General features: G+C 40.0%; 20 protein-coding genes and 2 tRNA genes. 17 read left to right on the top strand and 5 right to left on the bottom strand.

Annotated elements, in window-relative coordinates; genetic code table 11:
• The first annotated feature begins 538 nt into the window (after positions 1–538).
• The 6 genes from hfq (at position 539) to T489_RS0109285 (ending at position 7,060) form a co-directional block, all read left to right on the top strand.
• Positions 539–781: an RNA chaperone Hfq gene (hfq, locus tag T489_RS0109310; RefSeq protein ID WP_031579776.1), complete on the top strand. Its 243-nt coding sequence runs from the start codon at positions 539–541 to the stop codon at positions 779–781.
• A gap of 36 nt (positions 782–817) precedes the next feature.
• Positions 818–2,149: a ribosome rescue GTPase HflX gene (gene hflX / locus T489_RS0109305; RefSeq protein ID WP_031579775.1), complete on the top strand. Its 1,332-nt coding sequence runs from the start codon at positions 818–820 to the stop codon at positions 2,147–2,149.
• Positions 2,150–2,182: 33 nt separating this feature from the next.
• On the top strand, positions 2,183–3,199 hold the full coding sequence (hflK, locus tag T489_RS0109300) for an FtsH protease activity modulator HflK (RefSeq protein WP_031579774.1): 1,017 nt from the start codon (positions 2,183–2,185) through the stop codon (positions 3,197–3,199).
• Entirely contained in the window at positions 3,200–4,117 is a 918-nt protein-coding gene (gene hflC, locus T489_RS0109295; protein WP_031579773.1) for a protease modulator HflC, read from the top strand. It begins immediately after the preceding gene.
• Between the two features lie 253 nt (positions 4,118–4,370).
• A complete protein-coding gene (locus tag T489_RS0109290; RefSeq protein WP_031579772.1) occupies positions 4,371–5,669 on the top strand; it encodes an adenylosuccinate synthase in 1,299 nt (432 codons plus the stop codon).
• 332 nt (positions 5,670–6,001) lie between these two features.
• Positions 6,002–7,060 (top strand): HD-GYP domain-containing protein, encoded by a 1,059-nt coding sequence (locus tag T489_RS0109285; protein ID WP_031579771.1) that lies wholly within the window; start codon positions 6,002–6,004, stop codon positions 7,058–7,060.
• A gap of 68 nt (positions 7,061–7,128) precedes the next feature.
• Here T489_RS0109285 and T489_RS0109280 read toward each other — a convergent pair whose 3' ends face one another.
• Positions 7,129–8,097, bottom strand: a complete 969-nt coding sequence (locus T489_RS0109280; protein WP_051621967.1) for a polyprenyl synthetase family protein — start codon at positions 8,095–8,097, stop codon at positions 7,129–7,131.
• Positions 8,098–8,457: 360 nt separating this feature from the next.
• Here T489_RS0109280 and rplU point away from each other — a divergent pair, with 360 nt between their 5' ends.
• The 4 genes from rplU (at position 8,458) to T489_RS0109260 (ending at position 10,798) form a co-directional block, all read left to right on the top strand.
• Positions 8,458–8,772, top strand: a complete 315-nt coding sequence (rplU, locus tag T489_RS0109275) for a 50S ribosomal protein L21 (RefSeq protein WP_031579769.1) — start codon at positions 8,458–8,460, stop codon at positions 8,770–8,772.
• 10 nt (positions 8,773–8,782) lie between these two features.
• Entirely contained in the window at positions 8,783–9,040 is a 258-nt protein-coding gene (rpmA, locus tag T489_RS0109270) for a 50S ribosomal protein L27 (protein WP_031579767.1), read from the top strand.
• A gap of 101 nt (positions 9,041–9,141) precedes the next feature.
• Positions 9,142–10,395, top strand: a complete 1,254-nt coding sequence (gene cgtA, locus T489_RS0109265; protein WP_031579766.1) for an Obg family GTPase CgtA — start codon at positions 9,142–9,144, stop codon at positions 10,393–10,395.
• Between the two features lie 166 nt (positions 10,396–10,561).
• Entirely contained in the window at positions 10,562–10,798 is a 237-nt protein-coding gene (locus tag T489_RS0109260; RefSeq protein WP_198020456.1) for a hypothetical protein, read from the top strand.
• Positions 10,799–10,820: 22 nt separating this feature from the next.
• On the opposite strand, the gene folA is transcribed toward T489_RS0109260, so the two are convergent.
• On the bottom strand, positions 10,821–11,312 hold the full coding sequence (gene folA, locus T489_RS0109255; RefSeq protein ID WP_031579764.1) for a type 3 dihydrofolate reductase: 492 nt from the start codon (positions 11,310–11,312) through the stop codon (positions 10,821–10,823).
• 17 nt (positions 11,313–11,329) lie between these two features.
• Positions 11,330–12,178, bottom strand: coding sequence for a symmetrical bis(5'-nucleosyl)-tetraphosphatase (locus T489_RS0109250; RefSeq protein ID WP_031579763.1), 849 nt, complete (start codon positions 12,176–12,178; stop codon positions 11,330–11,332).
• A gap of 360 nt (positions 12,179–12,538) precedes the next feature.
• On the opposite strand from T489_RS0109250, the gene dnaG reads away from it, so the two are divergent.
• From dnaG to T489_RS14395, 5 genes are all read left to right on the top strand, one after another.
• Positions 12,539–14,329, top strand: coding sequence for a DNA primase (dnaG, locus tag T489_RS0109245; protein WP_051621965.1), 1,791 nt, complete (start codon positions 12,539–12,541; stop codon positions 14,327–14,329).
• Positions 14,330–14,775: 446 nt separating this feature from the next.
• The gene (gene rpoD / locus T489_RS0109240) at positions 14,776–16,704 is read left to right on the top strand and encodes an RNA polymerase sigma factor RpoD (RefSeq protein ID WP_031579760.1); all 1,929 of its coding nucleotides are present in this window, start codon (positions 14,776–14,778) and stop codon (positions 16,702–16,704) included.
• A 186-nt stretch (positions 16,705–16,890) separates the two neighbouring features.
• Positions 16,891–16,967: transfer RNA gene (locus tag T489_RS0109230), tRNA-Ile, on the top strand.
• A gap of 154 nt (positions 16,968–17,121) precedes the next feature.
• On the top strand, positions 17,122–17,580 hold the full coding sequence (gene bcp, locus T489_RS0109225; protein ID WP_031579759.1) for a thioredoxin-dependent thiol peroxidase: 459 nt from the start codon (positions 17,122–17,124) through the stop codon (positions 17,578–17,580).
• A gap of 49 nt (positions 17,581–17,629) precedes the next feature.
• The gene (locus T489_RS14395) at positions 17,630–18,175 is read left to right on the top strand and encodes a hypothetical protein (protein WP_051621962.1); all 546 of its coding nucleotides are present in this window, start codon (positions 17,630–17,632) and stop codon (positions 18,173–18,175) included.
• A 175-nt stretch (positions 18,176–18,350) separates the two neighbouring features.
• Here the strand turns inward: T489_RS14395 and T489_RS0109215 are convergent.
• Positions 18,351–18,426 (bottom strand) — tRNA-Trp (locus T489_RS0109215).
• A 310-nt stretch (positions 18,427–18,736) separates the two neighbouring features.
• Between T489_RS0109215 and pyrB the strand changes: the two genes are divergently transcribed.
• Positions 18,737–19,660, top strand: coding sequence for an aspartate carbamoyltransferase (pyrB, locus tag T489_RS0109210; protein ID WP_031579756.1), 924 nt, complete (start codon positions 18,737–18,739; stop codon positions 19,658–19,660).
• 1 nt (position 19,661) lies between these two features.
• Positions 19,662–20,129 (top strand): aspartate carbamoyltransferase regulatory subunit, encoded by a 468-nt coding sequence (gene pyrI / locus T489_RS0109205; RefSeq protein ID WP_031579755.1) that lies wholly within the window; start codon positions 19,662–19,664, stop codon positions 20,127–20,129.
• Positions 20,130–20,339: 210 nt separating this feature from the next.
• On the opposite strand, the gene T489_RS0109200 is transcribed toward pyrI, so the two are convergent.
• Complete coding sequence (locus T489_RS0109200) at positions 20,340–21,506, bottom strand: IS1634 family transposase (RefSeq protein ID WP_255326995.1); 1,167 nt, start codon at positions 21,504–21,506, stop codon at positions 20,340–20,342.
• Between the last annotated feature and the right edge of the window lie 125 nt (positions 21,507–21,631).

Here is a 21,631-nt window from a genome sequence, read left to right as displayed (position 1 = left end):
AATTACTATTTTTTTAATAAGTGTATTTGAATCGTAGAAAAAGATAATATAGAATACATCAAAGAAATGTAAAAAATATGGTGATGTATATCAATTTTTGTAAAAGTATGTATTACATAATAAATTTTATATGGTATTTCTATAAACGATTTAGTTTTTTTGCATGCTGAGTTATATGAACAGTCACGATCTGTTTCTGAACGTGGATGTTCTGAAAATATTTCCTGACTGAGTATTGAAAAAAGATGTAATGTAGGGCAATACATAAAGTTTTGTTTTACGTGCTCGTAATGACATAGTAAACTGTGTTATGAAGAGTGTATCTGTTCTTGTCGCTTAAATCAGGGAAAGGTCTTAACGACTGTATGATAGATGCAGTGCGCGACGGCAGCAGGTCATTTGTAGTGACTGGTATTTGTTTTTCAGAGTAATCTGTTCTGTATTACAGATGCTATTGTCTTTCAAATGTTTATGACAGATGATAGACGGCTAAGGCCAATAATTATTATAAATAATAACAATAATATAAGGAACGCTTATGTCCAAAGGACAATCATTACAGGATCCGTTTTTAAACGCTTTACGAAAGGAAAGAATCCCTGTTTCAATTTATCTTGTGAACGGAATAAAACTGCAGGGGCAGGTTGAATCATTTGATCAGTTTGTAATCTTATTGAAGAACAATGTGTGTCAGATGGTTTACAAACATGCCGTTTCCACAATTGTTCCGGCTAGAGCTATCGCAAATCTGAATACCGCTGAGTCCGATAAGGCTGAATAATCTGTATTCTTACGGAATTATACATAGGTATTAGATTTGTTTGATTTTGATGAAAGATATAAGGGCGGTGAGCGTGCCGTCCTTGTTAATGTTGATTTTGCTCAGGAAAACAGCTGCGAAGATCTTAATGAGCTTAAGCTTCTGGCAAAATCGGCAGGGGCTTCGATTGTCGGTGTAATGTCATGCAATCGTAAGCTTCCCGATCCCCGTTTCTTTATCGGCAGCGGTAAAGTGGAAGAACTCCTATCCATGGTCTCTGAGTCTGAAGCAGAGACCGTTATTTTCAATCATGAACTGTCTCCTTCTCAGGAAAGAAATCTTGAAAAAGAATTAAAGTGCAAGGTTATAACCAGAACCGCACTGATTCTGGATATTTTTGCGCAGCGCGCAAGAACCAGGGAAGGTAAGCTTCAGGTTGAACTTGCTCAGCTGAGATATCTTCAGACCAGACTTGTCCGCGGGTGGACCCATCTGGAACGACAGAAGGGCGGTATAGGCATGAGAGGCGGTCCCGGTGAAACGCAGCTCGAAAGTGACCGACGCCTGCTTCGTGAAAGAATAACCGCTCTCAAGGAAGATCTGGATTTGGTGGAACGCCGTCGTACACAGAGTGGCAGGGCTCGTGTTCATAATAATGTTCCGGTTGTTTCATTTGTGGGATACACCAATGCCGGAAAATCTACTCTGTTCAATCTGCTTACTGATTCGGAAGTGTATGCTGCTGATCAGCTGTTTGCGACCCTTGATCCTACCCTGAGATCCGTTGAGCTTCCTCATATAGGAAAGATTATTCTTGCCGATACGGTAGGTTTTATACGTCATCTTCCTCATGATCTTGTCGCTGCTTTTAAATCTACTCTGAGTGAGACTAGAGATGCGGATTTGCAGCTGCACGTGATTGATTTCAGTGATGAGAGGGTTCAGGATAATATTGAGTCCGTTAGAAGCGTACTGGAACAGATAGAAGCCGACGAGGTACCTCAACTCAGAGTCTACAACAAGATCGACCGTCTGGAAAAGGTTAAACCGGGCATTGTATATAATGAACACGGAAAACCTGAAGCGGTGTACATAAGTGCCGCAAGAAACGTCGGTATTGAATTTCTGTACAAGGCCATAGCGGAATTATTGGGTAATGACCTGGTGGAAATTGTGGTAAAATTGCCGGGAACCGAAGGCGGATTACGCAACAGACTTTATCAGATGGGAGCTGTTAACGGCGAGACATATTCACAGACCGGAGAAATGATTCTTTCCGTTAAGCATCAGCGGGTTGAACTGGCTCAGCTTAACAGTCGCAGTAACGGTGCTCTGGAAAAATACTGTGTGAAACCAAAGAACTTTACTTTTAAAGAGCCTGAATTCTGATAAAAATTTTAAATTGCCGATTTGGAGGAATAAATGGCCTGGAACGAGCCTAATAACAATGATCCATGGAAGCAACAGCAGAAACGAAACAATGCCAATGATTTATCCAAAAAACTTAATGATTTTTTTGATAAAAGTTCGTTTTTATCCTGGATTATTTTTCTAGCTGTTGTTCTCTTTTTTATCGTAATTAATAACTTCTATACCGTAAAAGAAGCTGAAGAGGCAGTGGTACTGCGTTTCGGTAAATTCAGCCATATTGAAATGCCGGGACTGCACTGGAAAATACCTCTCGTTGACAAGGTGACCAAGGTTGACGTTCAGATAGTTCAGTCTACCAAGTCAGTAGGTTCGATGTTAACCGAAGATGAAAATGTGGTTAACGTGGAAATGGAAGTTCAGTACAAGATAAGCGATCCTCGCAACTATCTGTACAATATGGTGGATCCGGATACCAGCCTTACTCAGGCAACTGACAGTGCCTTACGCTACGTGATAGGTCATACCAAGATGGATGACGTTCTTACCAATGGTCGTGAACAGGTGAGACAATCCACTGAGGAGCTGCTTAAATCCATTATTTCTCAGTATGACATGGGGATTTCCATTGTTAACGTAAACTTCCTGCCGGCCAGAGCTCCTGACCAGGTTAAGGCGGCGTTTGATGATGCAATTGCTGCTCAGGAAGATGAACAGCGCTTCAAAAGAGAAGCTGAAGCCTACAGGAATGAGGTAGTGCCAAAGGCTGAAGGTCAGGCAAAGCGAATTCTTGAAGAAGCTGAAGGTTACAGTCGTAAGGTTGTGGCCAAAGCGGAAGGTGATGTGGCCCGTTTTGAAAGGGTGCTTCCTGAATATAATGCCGCACCGCAGATTACCAAGCGCCGTATTTTCCTTGAAACTATGGAAAATGTGTATGGCAACAGTGCAAAAGTCATTATCAGTGCCGACAGGAACGGAGCTTCTCCTCTTATGTATATGCCTGTGGACAAGCTTATTGATTCAATCAATAAAAGCAATTCAGGTGAAAACAGAAACGGGGGAAAGAAGTAAATGAAAAATCCGATTACACTGGTTGTGGTTCTCATCGTTCTTGGATTTGTGGGGTTCCAGTCTGTTTTTGTTGTACACGAAGGTCAGAGAGCTCTGCTTACAAGATTTGACAAAGTGGTAAGAAACGGTGAGGGGCAGATAAGTCTGTATGAGCCGGGGGCCAGTTTTAAGATTCCATTTGTGGATAAACCTCTGTATGTTGATGCCAGAATCCAGACACTCAATTCAACCGCCGACAGATTCGTTACCACTGAAAAGAAGGATCTTATCATTGATTCATATGTTAAGTGGAGAGTGGTTGATTTTGCCAAGTTCTATACATCAACTCAGGGAAAGCTTGCTGTGACTGAAGCACGTCTTAAGGATCGTGTTGCCGACAGCCTCAGATCCCAGATCGCCAAACTGACCATAAGGGAAATTGTTGCTGGCAAAGACGGCAGGGATAATGAAGACTCCGCAGAAAAGACTTCTTCAAAGCGCGAACAGATCATGCAGAACACTATGGCTGTTGTTGGTCCCGAGACTGAAAAGGATCTCGGTATCAAGATTGTTGACGTGCGCATTATGAAGGTGGAACTTCCTGACGAAGTATCCAACTCCATATATCAGCGCATGCGTGCTGAACGTGATACTGTTGCAAGACTTCATCGTTCAGAAGGACGTCAGGAGGCTGAAGCCATAAGAGCAAAGGCTGATAAGCAGGCTATGGTTAAGGTCGCTGAGGCTGAGCGTCAGGCTGAAGAGATTCGAGGAAAAGGCGATGCCGCTGCTACCAAGATTTATGCACAGGCCTATTCAAAGAATCCTGAATTCTTTGATTTTCTGAGAAGTATGGATGCCTATTCCCGCAGCATGTCAAATGGCGGCAACGTAATAGTCACCGATAACAACAACGAATTCCTTAAATATTTCAAGTAATTCATTCAAAACATCCCTGCGACGTACTGTTTGCGGGGATGTTTTTCAAATACCTTCATCTTTGTAAAAACCCTAAAGAATTTTATTTTTAATAGCGCCTCTTAACTGGTTTAATTCATGGCCGTTTTATGATAAAATTCAAAGGTTTGATTTTGATTTTGATTTTGAATGCATGCGAGTCCCGGTCTGCTTCAGACTCTGGAGTCCGGCTTTCAGAATTCGTTTTTAACCTGATAGAGTGTTATAAATTCGTATGGCTCATAACGTTGTTGTCTTAGGCACCCAGTGGGGTGATGAAGGTAAGGGTAAAATTGTTGATCTGCTGACTGATGAAGCGGATTACGTTGTTAGATATCAGGGCGGTCATAATGCCGGCCATACTCTGGTAGTTGACGGTAAGAAGCAGGTTTTACGTCTTATTCCTTCCGGTATTTTACGTCCTAACTGCACCTGTGTTGTTGGTAATGGTGTTGTTGTTTCTCCTGAAGCTCTGTTAGGTGAAATCAGGGAACTTGAAGAAAAAGGCGTTGAAGTGAGATCACGTATGGTAATCAGTCCGGCATGTCCGCTGATTCTTCCATACCATCAGGCGATTGACCGTGCCCGTGAAGCCAAGCTGGGTAAAAAAGCAATTGGTACCACCGGCAGAGGTATCGGTCCTACATATGAAGATAAGGCAGCCCGTCGCGCTCTCAGAGTAGGTGATATGTTCAATATGAAGGATTTCGCTGAAAAGCTCGAAACCGTAATGGAATATCATAACTTCTGTCTTACCAAGTACTACAACGTGGAACCTATTTCATATGAAAAGGTTCTTGAAGACTGCAAGAACTATGCTAAGGAAATTCTTCCAATGGTTCAGGATGTTACCTCTCTCCTGGCAAAGGCCAGAGAAGCTGGTAAGAAGATTATGTTCGAAGGTGCACAGGGTACATTCCTTGATATTGACCAGGGTACCTATCCGTACGTAACTTCTTCAAATACCGTGGCAGGCGGTGTCAGCACCGGTTCAGGTTTCGGACCTAGAAACATTGAGTACGTAATCGGTATTGTGAAGGCCTACACCACCCGTGTAGGCGGTGGTCCGTTCCCTACCGAATTGTTTGATGCTACCGGTGAATATCTCTGCACCAAGGGCGCTGAATTCGGTTCCGTAACAGGACGTCGTCGTCGCTGCGGCTGGTTTGACGGTGTTGCTATGCGCAGATCAAATCAGATTAACTCATTAAGCGGTCTGTGCCTTACCAAGCTGGATGTTTTAGACGGACTAGATGAAGTTAAACTTTGTGTGGCTTACAAGAAGAGTAATGGCGAAATAATTGACTACTCTCCATTAGCTGCAGACGATTACGAAGGACTTGAACCAGTATATGAAACCATGCCTGGCTGGAAAGAATCTACTTTCGGTTTAAAGAAATACGAAGATTTACCTGAAAATGCCAAGAACTACATCAAGCGTCTTGAAGAAATTTCAGGTGTTAAGGTTGACGTAATTTCAACCGGTCCTGATCGTGATGAAACAATCGTGTTACGCCATCCTTTCGCTGACTAATACGTATTTTTCTGTAAAGATATAAACACTGAAAGAGTCTGACTGATGTCAGGCTCTTTTTTTTGTTGAAAAGATAATGTTATAAAATTGTTACAAAAAAGTATTTAAAACGTGATGTGATTACGTTATTCAGTCAATTTCAGAGAAGATACATATTCTTTATAATAAAATATCAAAATCATTATTTTGATTTTCAAAACAGTACATAAAAAAATAAAAAGATAAAACTGGTCTGTTACTGTTAACCTGTCAGAATAAGAAATTAAATATTAAGAAAAAATAAGACGGGATGATAAATAAAGTAAATATAAACGGGCAGGCAAGAGGTTTTGATGCTTCAGAGAAATATACTGATTGTTGATGATGACAAGAATAATGTTCTTGTGTTAGGGGATTTTTTAAAAGGGTTCAGATTACTAGAAGTATCAAATGTTAGGGAAACCATGCAGACCGCTGCATTGTCTCCTTTTGAATTAATCATTATAAACATGCAGACCAAGGGTCTGGATACTATTCACCTTATAGAGTCACTGAAAAGATTACCTTTAACCAGTTCAATTCCAGTGGTGGTACTGGGTAACGGTGTAAATACCTATGTTGAAGACAGAGCATTCGAACTGGGGGTTGATGATTATATAAATTTAAAATCATCAATTTCCACCATCAGTTCAAGAATTTTAAGGGTTATTGATTATCAGCGCTGCCTGAAAGAAATAGCCCTTAAGGATGAAATTGCAGAGGATAAGATTGAACGGATGCAGAAGCAGATAATAGAGTCATTTGCTTCAATAATCGAAGGTCGGGATTCTTCAACAGGAGCTCATATTAAAAGAACGGCAGCTTACGTGGAGATCGTTATACGCGGTCTGATTGAGGCCGGGGATTATCTTGATGAGCTTACCGAGGATTTCTGCGAATCATGTGTTGCTGCGGCACCTTTGCATGATATCGGTAAAATAACTGTTTCAGACGTGATTTTATGTAAGCCGGGAAAACTTACCGTGGATGAATTCATGATTATGCAGACTCATGCCAGAATCGGCGGAAAGATGATTGCTGAAACTCTTTCAGGAATGGAAAGTTCACTGATGCTTTCAACTGCAGTGGACATGGCGACTTACCATCATGAAAAATGGAACGGAACCGGATATCCTTTTAATCTGGTGGGAGAGGATATTCCTCTGTGTGCCAGAATAATGGCGATCGCCGATGTCTTTGACGCCCTTGTTTCAAAAAGGTGTTATAAGGAGCCCGTAAGCTACGAACAGGCTTTTGATATTATTTGTGACGAATCAGGACGACACTTTGATCCGAAGATTGTTGAAGTTTTCATGAAGTTAAAGGATGAGGTTGTCAAGGCGTCAGATTGCCTGTATCCGTCAGAAAACTGAGTGTGAAATTGCGAAATTAAATAAAATACTGCAAAGGATTTTATTTAATTTCAGTTTATCAATGTGTGTCAGTACTTTCTTTTGTATGAGGCATAAGCAAGCTCACCGAGTGCCTGTCTGTATTCTGAGTCGTTAAAAATGCTTATTGCTTCAATTGCTTCCTTAATCAGTCTGTCAGCTACTCTGTCACATTCGCTGATGGCTCCAGTCTCATTGATGAGTCTGATAATGGCATCAATATCATTGCTGTTTATGGCTGCATAAACTGTTTCAGGAGAAATGCCCTGTCTGTTGTGAATGGTATAGATTAACGGCAGGGTAATTTTCTTTTCCTCTATGTCACGGCCAATGTTTTTACCGAGTACGCTACTGTCGGAGGTGTAATCCAAAATATCGTCGGCTATCTGGAATGCATAGCCAATGTTTCTGCCGTATTTTGCCAGAGATTCAATTTCTGCGTCACTGCAGTTAAGGACTAATCCCGGAATTTTTGTAGTGATTTCGAACAGAACTGAAGTCTTGGAATATATGGTTTTAAAGTAACTTTCTTCAGTAACCTCCAGATTGGCTGTGTTTGACATCTGGGTGAGTTCTCCCTGAACAAGAGTGGTCAGGGCATCAGAAAAAGTTCTGCTGATACGCGCGTCAGTTGTTTTAATTGTTGCGTTATAGGCTTTGGTGAAGAGATAATCGCCTCCGAGAACAGCCACCTTGTTTCCAAAAGCACTGTTGGTACTCGGGATACCTCTGCGCATAAGACCTTCATCTATGACATCGTCGTGCATCAGTGTGGCAGTATGAAGAATTTCGACGGCTGCCGCCAGAGACAGAATATTCTCGTTATAAATATCTCTCGGAGAAATAAGGCCGGTAATAAGAGTCATTAGCCTTGGTCTGATGCGTTTACCTCCGGCGGTTATCAGGTGATAGCATACCTGATTTAACAGTTCTATAGGTGATTTGATCCGCTCTATGATCAACCTGTCTATTTCTTTGACCGGCTCTTCAGTCAGTTTCATAAATAAAGATTCAGACATATCTTTCACCTAATTGCTAATAATGTTATCTAATAAAAGACAGCATCTGATGCTGTCATGCCAGAGATTATCTCCTTATTATATTACATAAATCGCATAATTAAGTTATAAATGATGATATGTGAATAAAAAGATTAGATTGCAATATTTCTCAATATGTGGATTGTTCAGAAGATTTACAGGAATATGGCTGTGTTTTTCCCAAAGCAGATTAGTATCAAAGTGCTAAATTTATTTTTTTTGATTTTATTCAAATTTTACCTTGCATAAAGGATAACAAATCTGTATAATTCGCACCATTATCATGTTAAGAATTTTTATGTACCTAGCCTAGCTGGGTACTTTTAAGAGGATTATATAATGTACGCAGTTATTTCAACTAGCGGCAAGCAGTACCAAGTAGCTGTTGACGATGTATTAGAAGTTGATTTAGACGCTTCTAAGAACGTTGGCGATTCTGTAGATTTCGACAAGGTACTCATGGTTGCCGATGGAGACAACGTAAAGGTTGGTGCTCCATATGTAGAAGGTGGTAAGGTAGTTGCTGAAGTAATTAAGTCTATTGGTGGCGAAAAGGTTAGTATTACTAAGTTCCGTCGTCGTAAGCATCATCAGAAGGTTACCGGTCACCGTCAGTGGTACACTCAGGTTAAAATTACCGGTATTAATGCATAAGGAGTAGACAATGGCTCATAAGAAAGCTGGTGGTAGTACACATAACGGTCGTGACTCCCAAGGTCAGCGTTTAGGTGTTAAGATTTTCGATGGTCAGGCTGTTTCAGCTGGTAGTATTCTTGTTCGTCAGCGTGGTACTCAGTTCCATGCAGGCAGCAACGTAGGTGTTGCAAAGGACTATACCTTATTTGCAACCAGCAATGGTAAGGTTAAGTACACCGTTGGTGGCCCTAAGCATCGTAGATATGTAAGCGTTATCGCTGACTAATATCTAAGAGATTGACAAAGAGACTCTGCCCTATGTGTTAAGGTAGAGTCTTTTTTTTTGTAGGTTTATGTTTAACGGATTTACTGAAAGGAAATATCATAATGAAATTCGTTGATGAAGCTAAAATTCGTGTTGAAGCCGGCGATGGCGGTAACGGTATTGTAAGCTTTAGAAGAGAAAAATTTATCCCTAAAGGCGGTCCAGACGGTGGTGACGGCGGCAATGGCGGTGACGTTTATATGCGTGCTGATACCAGCGTTAATACATTGATAGACTTTCAGTTTCAGAAGTTTTACATGGCTGGAAGAGGTAAGAACGGCGGTCCGGCCAACTGTACCGGTGCCGCTGGGGAAGATATCATTATCAGGGTGCCTTTGGGAACTCGTGTTATAGATGATGATACAGGTGAAGTTATAGGCGATCTTATAAAGGAAAATCAGGTTCTTCTGGTTGCCAAGGGCGGTTTCCATGGTTTAGGCAATACCCGTTTTAAGAGCTCTATCAATCGTGCTCCTAGACAGAAAACCAATGGTACTCCCGGCGACAAACGATACCTGCGTCTTGAGCTGATGCTTTTGGCTGATGTTGGTATGCTTGGTCTGCCTAATGCCGGCAAGTCAACATTTATAAGTTCTGTAAGTGCGGCCAGACCTAAGATTGCCGATTATCCGTTTACTACTCTTGAGCCGTCACTCGGCGTTGTAAGAGTAGGGGAAGGAAGAAGCTTTGTTGTTGCGGATATACCAGGTCTGATTGAAGGTGCGTCACAGGGGGCTGGGCTCGGTCACAGGTTCTTAAGACATCTTGAACGTTGTCGTGTTCTTCTGCATCTTGTTGATCTTCAGCCTGTTGACGGTTCTGATCCTGTTGAAAACATTAAAACCATTGAACAGGAACTTGCTCTGTACAGTGAAAAGCTTGCACAAAAGACCAGATGGCTGGTGTTCAACAAGTGTGATATTCATACTGAAGATGAACTTAAGGAAATTATTGATGATATCCTTACCAGACTGGATCGCAAGGATCAGAAGTACTATGTTATTTCTGCTGCTGCAGGAATTAATGTTAAACCTCTGTGCAGTGACGTCATGAATGAGCTTGAGGCCATCAGAATGAATGAAGAAGCTCAGACTGATGAAGACAAGGCTCAGGCTAACAACGAGAACTTTGTATGGGATAAGCCTGAACCTCCTCAGCCTAAGTTTGATGACGATTTCTTTGATGATGAATTTGATGATTTTGATGAAGAGTCATTTGAGGATGATGATTTACCGGAAGAAGACGATTCATTTGAAGATGCTGGCAATTCAGACAAAGAAAGTTCTGAAAATGAAAATCAAAAGTCAAAAGAGTAGTTTTTACAGAACAGTCTGACGTTGATTGATATTGAGGGCGGGAAAAATTTTTTCCCGCCCTTTTATTATTATGAGTGAAGATGGAGATCTGTTACGGATGTTCTGTTATTCTTTATCCGTATGGCAAGATTCGGTTGCTGTGATTCTATGAGAGGTAGATATGGGATTGTTCGACAGTTTATTTGCTCGGGGACGGATTAAACAGACGCCGTATGATCCGGAGATAGAAGAACCTGTATTACGTATAGGTATCTGTACAGGCGAAAAAGTGGCGGGATTTTCCAATTTAAGAAACGGACATTTCAGAGAGGTAATGCTGATTACTTCAGATAAGGAACTGGATGAATTCTGCCGGCGTTATGACGTAGACAGAAAAAGTATTAAGGAAATAACGGCCGGCTGACTGCTATAGCCGGCCTGAACATTTATCTGATTTTTTCGTAAGTTATAAAATCCAGATCATATTTGTTTTTCTCATCAGCACTGTAATGTTCTGTTCTGATGATTTTGTAGGAATTCCTGTTGTACTCAGGGAAATATGTATCACCTTCAATATCTGTATTGATAAGAGTAATGTAGAGACGATCAGCTCTGTCTATAAACTGTTTATATATTGAACCTCCGCCTATAACAAAGAGTTCTGATGCATGTTTGGCGGCTTCAAAAGCTTCCTCTACAGTTTTTACGTATTTAAGGTTTGGATTTTCCGAAGACTGAGGGGTACTGGTAAGAACAATGTTCAGCCTTCCGGGAAGCGGTCTGCCTATACTTTTAAACGTGCGGCTTCCCATCAGTACAGGAGAACCCATGGTGGTTCTTTTAAAATAAGCTAAATCTGCAGGCAGGCTCCAGGGCATACCTCCATCTTTGCCGATAACCATATTTCTGGTGTGCGCTACAATAATGGATAAAATCATAATTATCTCTCTTGCTGTTATTTGTCGAACTTGCTTGGCTGTCTGCTTGGTACACTGTAGATTGTGTCTGTATCATAGCACCATCCGGTCAGACGGTTTCCCCATACACATCCAGTATCAAGCGATTTTATTCTGGGATGCAGACATTTACCGGTAAGTGCTGCCCAGTGACCAAATACCAGTGTATAGTCTCTGTCGGCTTTCAGTGCATCATGACTCAGCAGATCAAACCATGGAACCAGTCCTTCTTTTCTGGCTTCTTCAGGGGAGTTTTTATTTTTAAAATCAAGACTTTTATCCGCATAGCATAATCTGATTCTGGTAAATACATTGGTAATGTATCTTAATCTTGATATACCTGAAAGGTTGTCAAACCAGCAAGAAGGATCGTCACTGTACATTTCTGAAAGAAAGTTGTCCAACTGTTTTTCATCACGTATGACCTGTTCCATTTCTCTGGCACAGCTGATGGCAGTCCCGATATTCCATTGAGGGGTAATTCCCGCGTGAACCGTACATACGGGTATTTCAGGGTGAATATACAGCAGAGGCTGTTTTCTCAGCCAGTCTGTGATGGAGTCGATTTTTGAAGATTTCAGAATGGGGCTGAGATTATCTTTTTTCTTCGGCTGGTTATGGCCGAAGATAACTGCCAGAAGATTGAGATCGTGGTTTCCAAGAACCATGTGAGCTCTGTCTCCTAAACTTCTGACGTATTCGATGGTTTCAAGCGGGTGAGGTCCCCGGCCAATGATGTCCCCGGTTAAAACAAGTTCGTCATCATTCGGATTGAATTCCATTACGTTAAGCAGATCCTGCAGTTCATGAAAGCAGGCATGCACATCTCCAATAAAATAGACAGACATAGTTAACACCTCTAAAAAACAGGGTATATCATAACACATTTATTAAAAAGGTATGATTGTCAGAGCAGTATCCACGGTTTTAAAAATGAATAGGTCATTTTTGGTTAAATAAAGTGAATACGGTAAACAGAATAAAAAATATGTTTATATTTCTTCTTTGTTTCGTGTATACTGATTTTATATATTTATGGACTCATGGTAATTATTTTATGATGTCCGGATTGGTGGAATGAACCAGTGCAACTGACAGGACTGAATGCTGTGTTTCATGTATTCCACTGAGAATGAAATAAAAATTTATAAAACTTAAGGTAGAAATTTAGAAATAAGATAGTATATGTATGTGTGAAGGATTGTAATATGCCAAGAATTAAAGAAAGTTTTATAAACGAACTCCTTGAAAGAGTTGATATAGTTGACGTAATCAGTTCACGTATTAAACTGAAAAAAACCGGTTCGGGCTATATGGCCTGCTGTCCTTTTCATTCAGAAAAAACTCCGAGTTTCAGTGTAAGTCCTCAAAAACAGTTCTTTAACTGTTTCGGTTGCCATGAAGCCGGCAACGCATACCGTTTCATAATGAAATATGACAATGTGAACTTTACTGAAGCTGTTGAAGAAGTTGCCAAAATTGCCGGTATTTCAGTTGAGTATGATGAAAATTCAAAATACAATCCGGAAAAAACACTGGGTACATTTGAATTAACGAAAGCAGCCGCCGGTTTCTATCATCAGGAGCTTTTTAAACATCCGGAAGCCCGTCAGTATCTGCAGAATAGAGGTATAACTCAGGAAACCATAGAAAAGTATCAGATTGGTTTTGCTCCGAATAACTGGGATTTTATTTTCAAATCATTATGTGCGGACAGTCGCCAGAATCCTGACAAGGTTTCAAAGCTCCTTGATATAGGACTGATAAAGGAAAATGAATCCGGTCGTTATTATGACATGTTCCGTAATCGTGTGATCATTCCAATTAGAGATAAAAAAGGTAATGTGATAGCTTTTGGCGGACGAGTTCTTGATAATTCAAAGCCTAAATACATCAATTCCAAAGAAAGTGAAATATACAAAAAAGGGTACGAGTTATTTAATCTAGACTATGTCAGAAAACTTCCAAAGGAGGAACTTGACTGCATAATCATCACTGAAGGGTACATGGATGTTATAGCTCTTGATCAGTATGGAGTGCATAATGCGGTCGCCTCTCTCGGAACTGCTACGACTCCTATGCAGCTGAGTCTGCTGTTTAAACAGACCGATAAGATAGTTTTCTGTTATGACGGTGATGATGCCGGTCGCCATGCTGCATGGAGAGCTTTCGGTCTTACTCTTTCTGCCGTAAGGGATGATAAGGTACTGTCTTTCTGCTTCCTGCCTAAGGAACATGATCCCGACTCGCTTGTTCGTGCACAGGGGGCTGCCGGTTTTAGAAAATACCTTGAAAATTCTCTGTTTTTTAAAGACTATCTGATGAGTGAACTCAGTCATCGTTATGATCTTGGGTCTGATGAAGGTCAGATTAAGGCCGTGGATGAATTCTGCAGCCTGGTAAAACGGATTACAGATGCTCCTATAATGGTGCAGTCCTTGATTGTGGCTATGGCGGAACTTGTAGGGTGGGAGGAAAGACGTATTGAAATCTGCCTTCAGAACAAACAGACGGATGTTCATGAAAGTGAGCTGCAGGAGCGTTCGCAGATTCAGAATCAGAATTCACAGATTGAGATAACCGCCTTACGAGGACTTGTTGCCAGCATTATTCAGAATCCGTATCTGGTGAATCAGATTCCTGAACAGGACAGACTAAACAGACTTCTGAGTGATTATGCTGATCAGAAGGCGGCAATAGTTCTTGATTTGCTTGAAAAAATCAGAGCTAAACCGGATATAACTACAGGAGCACTGCTTGAACAGTACAGAGGTTCGGTGTATGAGAGGATTATGAATCTTCTGGCAGCTGTTAAGCTGGATGACAGTCTGGAGAACGTAAAAATATCCAGCATGCTGAGTTTTATAAAAATGTATCTTTCTGAAGCGGTTGAAGCCAAAATATCCTGGCTGCGCCGGGAAAGTTCACGCAGAAATCTGACCAACGAAGAAATGGCTTTATCTACACTGCTGGAAAGAAAATTAAGAAATATCAAATAGATTCACTGATCTTATGAAGCCGCCGGGTGTCCGTCGGCTTCAGTTGATAATATATATATAACATATGTTTCACGGTTTTATAAAAATCTGATTGAAAAATTCATTTTCGGGCTTATGTATACACGTAGACTGAAGATTAATTTATAAATATAGATCCAGGTTATATTTTTGGAATGATAAGCAATAAAATGCTTGAGATTATTCACGAAAGATTTTGTTTGGTCTTTGAAAAAAGCCTGATAAGTATTTATAATAATGTGTCTGCTTAGTGTGTAATTATTATTTTTTTCTGTTTGTACTTTAGATAGACTGGTCGGCATATATTTAATTAAGACAGCTATACATTATTGAAATTCAAAAAAACAGGAAATACGCCAAAGGGCTTCAGTTTCTGCTTCCTGCATGAACTGCGGCGTTATCTTAAACAAAATTAGAAAGGTTAAGCAATGGATAGTAAACCGGTTAGTTTTTCTTTGAAGCAACTTCTAAGAGATGGCAAATCCAAAGGTTACTTAACAACTGAAGAAATAAAGGAATTTTTCCCGGCAGAATATCTAGATTCTGAGAAGCTGGAAGAGTTTTTTCAAAGATGTGCCGACATGGATATTCAGATCTGTGAAAAGGCACCGGAGTCAACAGATGATTTAATGCTGCCTCAGAATGTGGCAGAAATCGAAAATATCATTTCTGATATCGGTAAGACTACAGACCCCGTAAGAATGTATATGCGTGAAATGGGCAGTGTGGGACTTCTTGACAGAAGAGCAGAAGTTGATATCGCCAAGAGAATTGAAAACGGCATCAATCAGGTTCAGAGCTGTGTTGCAGAATATCCAAGCGCAATTGATTTTGTGCTTAAGCTGTATGATCAGTATGTGGATGAACAGATCAGACTCAGTGATATCATTACAGGTTTTGCTGAAAATACAGGTAATGAAGAAGAGGAAGTTGCAGTCAGGGACGATGAAGACGAAGTAGTTTTAGACGACGTTAATCTTGATATCGACGCCTCCATAGATCAGGATGGTGAAGCATCCATTGATGATGATGGTGATGATTCATCAGACAAGGTTCAGGTCGACGACGATGATGACGAAGACGGCGATGAAGATGATGAAGACGAAGAAAAGTCTTCAAAAATGATGGATGATGATGAATCCGGTCCTGATCCGGTTTATGCCGCTCAGATGTTTGAACAGCTTAAGGACAAATATAACAATACCACTGAATGTCTTAAGAAGTATGGCCGTGATTCAAAGAGAACACAGAATTCCATTAAGGAACTTGCTGAAGTATTCAAGCAGTTCCGTCTGGTACCGAAGGTTTTTGAACAGCTTATCAAGAACATGAATGATGTTATGGATAAGGTAAAGGTTCAGGAAAGAAGAATCCGTGAAATCATGATCAGATGCGGTATGAAGCCAGAAGATTACCGTGTAAGGTACATTGAATCAAAGAAAGAATCTTCAATGGAATGGTTTGAGAAGATTGTTAAGCTCAAGAAGCCTTTTGCTGAAAGAATGAAGGGGTATGAGAAGGAAATTACCGGTATCGTAGAGCGTTTACGTGAAATCGAGAGTGAAACCGGTCTTCCTATCTGCAAGATTCGTGAAATCAACACCAATATGAAGGTTGGTAATGCTCATGCTCGAAATGCAAAGTCTGAAATGATAGAGGCAAACCTTCGTCTGGTTATTTCCATTGCAAAGAAGTATACCAACAGAGGTCTTCAGTTCCTTGATCTTATTCAGGAAGGTAATATCGGTCTGATGAAGGCGGTTGATAAGTTTGAGTACCGTCGAGGTTATAAGTTCTCTACCTATGCAACCTGGTGGATCAGACAGGCGATTACACGTTCTATAGCCGATCAGGCCAGAACCATTCGTATCCCTGTGCACATGATCGAAACCATTAACAAGCTCAACAGAGTATCTCGTCAGATGCTTCAGGAAAACGGCAGAGAAGCTACTCCGGAAGAACTTTCCAAGAAAATGGGAATTCCTGAAGATAAGATTCGCAAGGTTATGAAGATTTCCAAGGAACCTATGTCCATGGAGACTCCTATAGGTGATGATGATGATTCGCATTTAGGAGATTTTATTGAGGATGAATCACTGCCTCTGCCATCTGATGTGGCAACTTCAGAAAGTCTTAAGGCTGTGACCGAACAGGTGCTCTCTGCATTGTCTCCGAGAGAAGCCAAGGTGTTGAGAATGCGTTTCGGTATAGGTATGAATACAGATCATACTCTTGAAGAAGTCGGCAGACAGTTTGATGTTACCAGAGAACGTATTCGTCAGATTGAAGCCAAGGCTTTGAGAAAACTGCGTCATCCAAGTAGATCTGAACCTCTCAAGAGCTTCCTTGATGATTAATTTCTGATGGATTCTGAATAATTAATGCCGATACCGTTTAAAACAGTATCGGCATTATTTTTTGAATGAAGCTGTGGATAAATATTAGTCAAATGATTGGTTATAACCGTGATTTTGAGCAAATACTGAAGTTTAAACTCGACAAATATGAATCACATATGTATAATGCACATGTCTTAATTCATTGGCCCATTAGCTCAGTCGGTTAGAGCAGACGACTCATAATCGTTTGGTCTCCTGTTCAAGTCAGGAATGGGCCACCATCAAATCTCTTGATTTTTTTCCGTTTTTTCTTCTCTTATTCTTTTAATACCATCTATTGCTTAGCATTTTTGTTCAATTGTATTTTTTGAAAGTAATCCTGATAATATAATATATCAGAGTTCATTTATTATAGTTATATCCGAGAGGTTGCTTATGCTCGAAGTCGGTACGATTGCTCCTGATTTTGCATTACCGGATCAGAATGGTATTATTCATAAACTGAGAGATTTTCGCGGGAGAAAGGTAGTTCTGTATTTTTATCCCAAGGACAATACTTCCGGATGCACAAAACAGGCCTGTGGCTATTCTGAAAATATTGCCAGATTTACTGATAACGGAATTGTTGTTTTAGGTATCAGCAAGGATTCTGTTGGTTCGCATGGCAGATTTGCTGATAAGTTCGGACTGCAGTTTACTATACTTTCTGATGAAGAACTTGCCGTGATCAGAAGTTATGACGTGTGGAAAGAGAAAAAACAGTACGGAAGATCGTATATGGGGGTTGTAAGAACAACTTATCTCATTGACGAGAATGGTTTTATCGTTATGGCTAATGATAAGGTAAAGGCTGCAGACGATTATGCTAAAATGCTTGAGTATCTGAAAATTTAAGTTTGTGGAACAGTTGTTTTTTTTCTGAATGTTTCAGGAGTAGGATTTAATGCAGAAAAGTATTCTGGCAATAATTTTAAGATTTTTATTCAGCGGTTCCTCTCAGAGATACGGAAGAGGTTATGGTAGGAGTTACGGTAGAAGAGGAAGGTTCAGTATCATAGGTATTATACTTCTGCTTATAGGAGTCGAGTTTGCCAGTTTATGGACTAACGGTGATGCTAAATTACCCACTTCTCTGGAATCTGAAGCTTATCAGCAGCAGACGGAGCATGTCCAAGATTCTGAACGAACTCAGACATATGCTGATTCTCAGCAGCTGAGACATCATTACACTTTCAGAAATGACAGACTTTTAAACCAGCATTATGAAAAACACGGAAGAGAAATGGGGTTTCCCAATGCTCAGGCATATCAGAAAGCTGCATTGAATGTTGTAAACAATCCCGCATCTTTTCACAAGGTTGAGATGGATGATGGCGATGATGTTTACTATCTTGAAATCACAAACGAGTTTGTGATTGTATCAACTGACGGTTACATTCGAACCTATTTTAAGCCGTCTAACGGAATCAAATATTATTACAGCAAGTAGTTTCTTATATCTTTTGTGGATCCTTTTTTGATTTATCTGTTTAAAGGATTTGTTTTTTTAAGACAGTGGCAAATTATTCGGAGAATAAAACGGACATTTTAATGGAAACAGTATTGGGTATTACTAAAATAATTGGATAAAAGATTAAAAAAGGAAAATGTCAGAGAATTGCTTTTGGCAGGGGCGGTAAGACTCGAACTCACAACCGTCGGTTTTGGAGACCGCTGTTCTACCATTAGAACTACGCCCCTAAGCACATGAGCAATTATACATATAATTAAGTAAAAATAAAGAAAAAAATCACTTTTGTAAAAAAAAATTGTTTATATGTATAAAACGTATACAAATAGGGGCTTTGCGAAATTTATGATTGACCATTTTTTATTAAAAAATCAAATAACTGAATTTTTTTATTTTTTAAGATGGAATAAAGCTATATAATGTGTACTTCAGATAGCAACGCTAATCTGATGTCCTGAAACCTGATTCTTTATGTCACCTTAGCCTTGCTGGGTTTATGAGAGTAGATAATATCTACGTTAGTCAAACCAGGAAAAGATGATGGCAAACAATTTATTCCAGAAAGACATCATTTCAATATCTGAATTTTCTCGTGACGATCTTGAATTGATTATCCACACAGCTCAGCTGTTAAAATCCAATCCTCGTACTGATCTTCTTAAAAATAAACTTGTCGCTAGTTGCTTCTTCGAAGCTTCTACCAGAACAAGATTATCTTTTGAGACTGCAATTCAGCGCCTGGGAGGCAGAGTTATTGGCTTTTCTGATGCAAGCAATACCTCTTTAGCCAAGAAAGGTGAAACTTTTGCAGATTCGATTCGTATTATTACCTCATATGCAGATGCTCTTGTGATGAGACATCATCATGAGGGTGCGGCAAGACTTGCAGCTGACGTATCCCCAGTGCCAGTAATCAACGCTGGTGACGGTTCTAATCAGCATCCTTCACAGACTCTTCTCGATTTATTTACAATTTTTGAAACTCAGAAACATCTTGATAATTTAAGTATTGCATTCGTAGGTGATCTTAAATACGGCAGAACGGTTCATTCTCTGTCTCAGGCTTTATGCAAGTATAATGCGAAGATTTTCCTGGTATCTCCTGATTCGCTGGCCATGCCTGAATATATTATTGATGAGTACGAAGAAAACAATATCGAATATCATATTATGGATAGAATGGAAGATGTTATTCCTGAAGTTGATATTCTGTATATGACCAGAGTTCAGAAGGAACGCTTTGACGAAACTGAATATCGTCACATAAGAGCCAAGTATATTCTTACTCCTGAACTGCTTGAAGACGCAAAGCCTAATCTTAAGGTGTTACATCCTCTGCCAAGAATTGATGAAATTACCGCTGAAGTGGACAAGACTCCTTATGCATATTATTTCCAGCAGGCTGCCAACGGTGTTTATGCCCGCCAGGCTTTATTGTCATTAGTTTTAAACGAAGAGGTTTAACATGACCGAAAAAGAACAGCTTCAGGTTGAAGCCATAAAGAATGGTACCGTAATAGATCATATTCCTGCAGGACAGGCACTGAATATTCTCAAGCATTTCCATATTCTTGATAATAATGACCGTATAACCGTCGGTTTTAACCTTCCTTCAAAAGCTAACGGACATAAGGATCTTATTAAGGTTGAAAATGTTCGTTTTACTGAAGAACAGGCAAATCAGTTAAGTATTTTTGCTCCAAATGCAACTGTTAACATCATTGAAGATTATAAGGTTGTAAACAAGAGAAATATAGATTTGCCGGAAAGTGTGACTGCTGTATTCAAGTGTCCTAATTCCAACTGCATTACAAATGTTGAAAAGACTGCGGTTACCAATTTCAAGGTAATTAACAAGAATGGTAAAATCCAGCTTAAATGCCGTTTCTGTGAAAAGGTATTTAACAAGGAAATCGTTACCGATAATATCTAAAGCTTATTCTTTATTGAAATAACTTTTTATGAAGAGTCTGTCATGTTTGGGTGACAGGCTCTTTTTCTTTCCGTCTGAATATTCAGAGTATAGCAATTTCAGCTAAGCTTATCATAATAAAAGGAGCGGTTGTGGTTATATCCGACATTCCGCAGTAGAAAACTGATATTTTAATTTTCTACTGCTTTTTTCATATTTTTAAGAGATTCCTTATTCCAAAAATACTTGATACATTTTTAGCCATTCGTCGCCAAGAATTTCCACCGTTCGTCGCTGGAAATCTGTAAGTCCAACGTATATGGATTTATCGTCAGTAATCATTCTGCCTACGTTTGTAAACATTGAATAAATCCATCTTACCGTTGGATTCTGAACTTCTTTGTTAACCTGATTTGGAAGCGTTTTGTTTTCTTCTTTCAGTTTCTTTCTAATGATGTATTCCGTTGCTGAATATACGAATAAACTGGTTACCATTATCATGAGTAAAGACTCTATTCTTTCCGGCTTTTTCAGGAAGAACGAATCCATAAAGAACCGAGGATCCTTCAGGAATCTGAAACCTCTCTCAACTCTTTGCTGAGATTTATAATTCTTTAAAAGCTCTGCTGCTTTCCAGTCGTTCTCAGTGTCGTTTGTTACTATAGCAAATACAGCTTTTTCATTTTTCTCTTCGGCAATTATTTCTTCGTTTCGCTCTACAGTAAGCTGAACGAAATGGTTGTAGCCGACAGGTTCAGCATCAGCTGCTCTTCTGCCTTTCTTGTAAACAGGTTCTTTTGTCACATTCAGTTCTTTCACTTTCACAAACTTGAATTTTTTGATAATTTCGTTTGTTGCCTTTAGGGCATCCGGCTCGCAACTGAAAGCTTTATGCCCATGTTTATCAAGCTTCTTTTCAAGTTCGGCAATTTCTTTGTTTACTTTGGCCTCAACTGATTTTTCAGCCCTTTTCCGAGCCTGCTGACTGTACACACAGAGAGCTTTCAACTTCACTCCTTTGTATTCAAAGTCTGTGAGCTTTCCACTGTACTCATCGTCAATGAGCTCCATGTCGTTATTGATCACTGACGATATCAGGCCTCTTACTTCGGTAAGTCTGTTCGGTGCTCTGGTTATGTACAGAATCCCTTTTTCAGCCATATCCTTTAAATTAGGTTCTGTAAAAAGAGCTGCGTCTGCTACGAGATACCTGAAGTTGATGGCATCCTTTAAAGATTTTACCAGGGCCAGTGACGCCTGAAAGCCGGTGTTATCATTGGTATTACCATCCTGTGGTTTCATGTATATCGGCATGCCGTGTTCATCCGTTATCATTTGCAACATGACCTGAAGCAGCTCAGGATGGGCATCACGGGAGTATCCTCTGGCAGGAGTTATCGGTTCTTTATTTAATGACGACTCATTTCCATCGTTATTTATGTTTATCAGATACCTGTTATGAAACGACCTTTGTCAAGCAGAAATTTAGGCAAGACATTTTCCTCAGTGTAAGCACGGCATTG

It is taken from the genome of Ruminobacter sp. RM87 (assembly GCF_000701925.1).
GTDB classification, from domain to species: Bacteria; Pseudomonadota; Gammaproteobacteria; order Enterobacterales; family Succinivibrionaceae; genus Ruminobacter; species Ruminobacter amylophilus.
The sequence above is the reverse complement of the archived record's forward strand: the minus strand, read 5'-3'. Positions and strand labels throughout refer to the sequence as shown.

What these genes read in the sequence shown, in the direction of transcription:
- hflC (WP_031579773.1), top strand. Translation starts at nt 3,200, where the DNA reads ATGAAAAATCCGATTACACTGGTTGTGGTTCTCATCGTTCTTGGATTT.
- T489_RS0109285 (WP_031579771.1), top strand. Translation starts at nt 6,002, where the DNA reads ATGCTTCAGAGAAATATACTGATTGTTGATGATGACAAGAATAATGTT.
- hflK (WP_031579774.1), top strand. Translation starts at nt 2,183, where the DNA reads ATGGCCTGGAACGAGCCTAATAACAATGATCCATGGAAGCAACAGCAG.
- bcp (WP_031579759.1), top strand. Translation starts at nt 17,122, where the DNA reads ATGCTCGAAGTCGGTACGATTGCTCCTGATTTTGCATTACCGGATCAG.
- hfq (WP_031579776.1), top strand. Translation starts at nt 539, where the DNA reads ATGTCCAAAGGACAATCATTACAGGATCCGTTTTTAAACGCTTTACGA.
- dnaG (WP_051621965.1), top strand. Translation starts at nt 12,539, where the DNA reads ATGCCAAGAATTAAAGAAAGTTTTATAAACGAACTCCTTGAAAGAGTT.
- pyrB (WP_031579756.1), top strand. Translation starts at nt 18,737, where the DNA reads ATGGCAAACAATTTATTCCAGAAAGACATCATTTCAATATCTGAATTT.
- cgtA (WP_031579766.1), top strand. Translation starts at nt 9,142, where the DNA reads ATGAAATTCGTTGATGAAGCTAAAATTCGTGTTGAAGCCGGCGATGGC.
- folA (WP_031579764.1), bottom strand. Translation starts at nt 11,312, where the DNA reads ATGATTTTATCCATTATTGTAGCGCACACCAGAAATATGGTTATCGGC.
- T489_RS14395 (WP_051621962.1), top strand. Translation starts at nt 17,630, where the DNA reads ATGCAGAAAAGTATTCTGGCAATAATTTTAAGATTTTTATTCAGCGGT.
- rplU (WP_031579769.1), top strand. Translation starts at nt 8,458, where the DNA reads ATGTACGCAGTTATTTCAACTAGCGGCAAGCAGTACCAAGTAGCTGTT.
- rpoD (WP_031579760.1), top strand. Translation starts at nt 14,776, where the DNA reads ATGGATAGTAAACCGGTTAGTTTTTCTTTGAAGCAACTTCTAAGAGAT.
- T489_RS0109280 (WP_051621967.1), bottom strand. Translation starts at nt 8,097, where the DNA reads ATGTCTGAATCTTTATTTATGAAACTGACTGAAGAGCCGGTCAAAGAA.
- T489_RS0109250 (WP_031579763.1), bottom strand. Translation starts at nt 12,178, where the DNA reads ATGTCTGTCTATTTTATTGGAGATGTGCATGCCTGCTTTCATGAACTG.
- rpmA (WP_031579767.1), top strand. Translation starts at nt 8,783, where the DNA reads ATGGCTCATAAGAAAGCTGGTGGTAGTACACATAACGGTCGTGACTCC.
- T489_RS0109290 (WP_031579772.1), top strand. Translation starts at nt 4,371, where the DNA reads ATGGCTCATAACGTTGTTGTCTTAGGCACCCAGTGGGGTGATGAAGGT.
- pyrI (WP_031579755.1), top strand. Translation starts at nt 19,662, where the DNA reads ATGACCGAAAAAGAACAGCTTCAGGTTGAAGCCATAAAGAATGGTACC.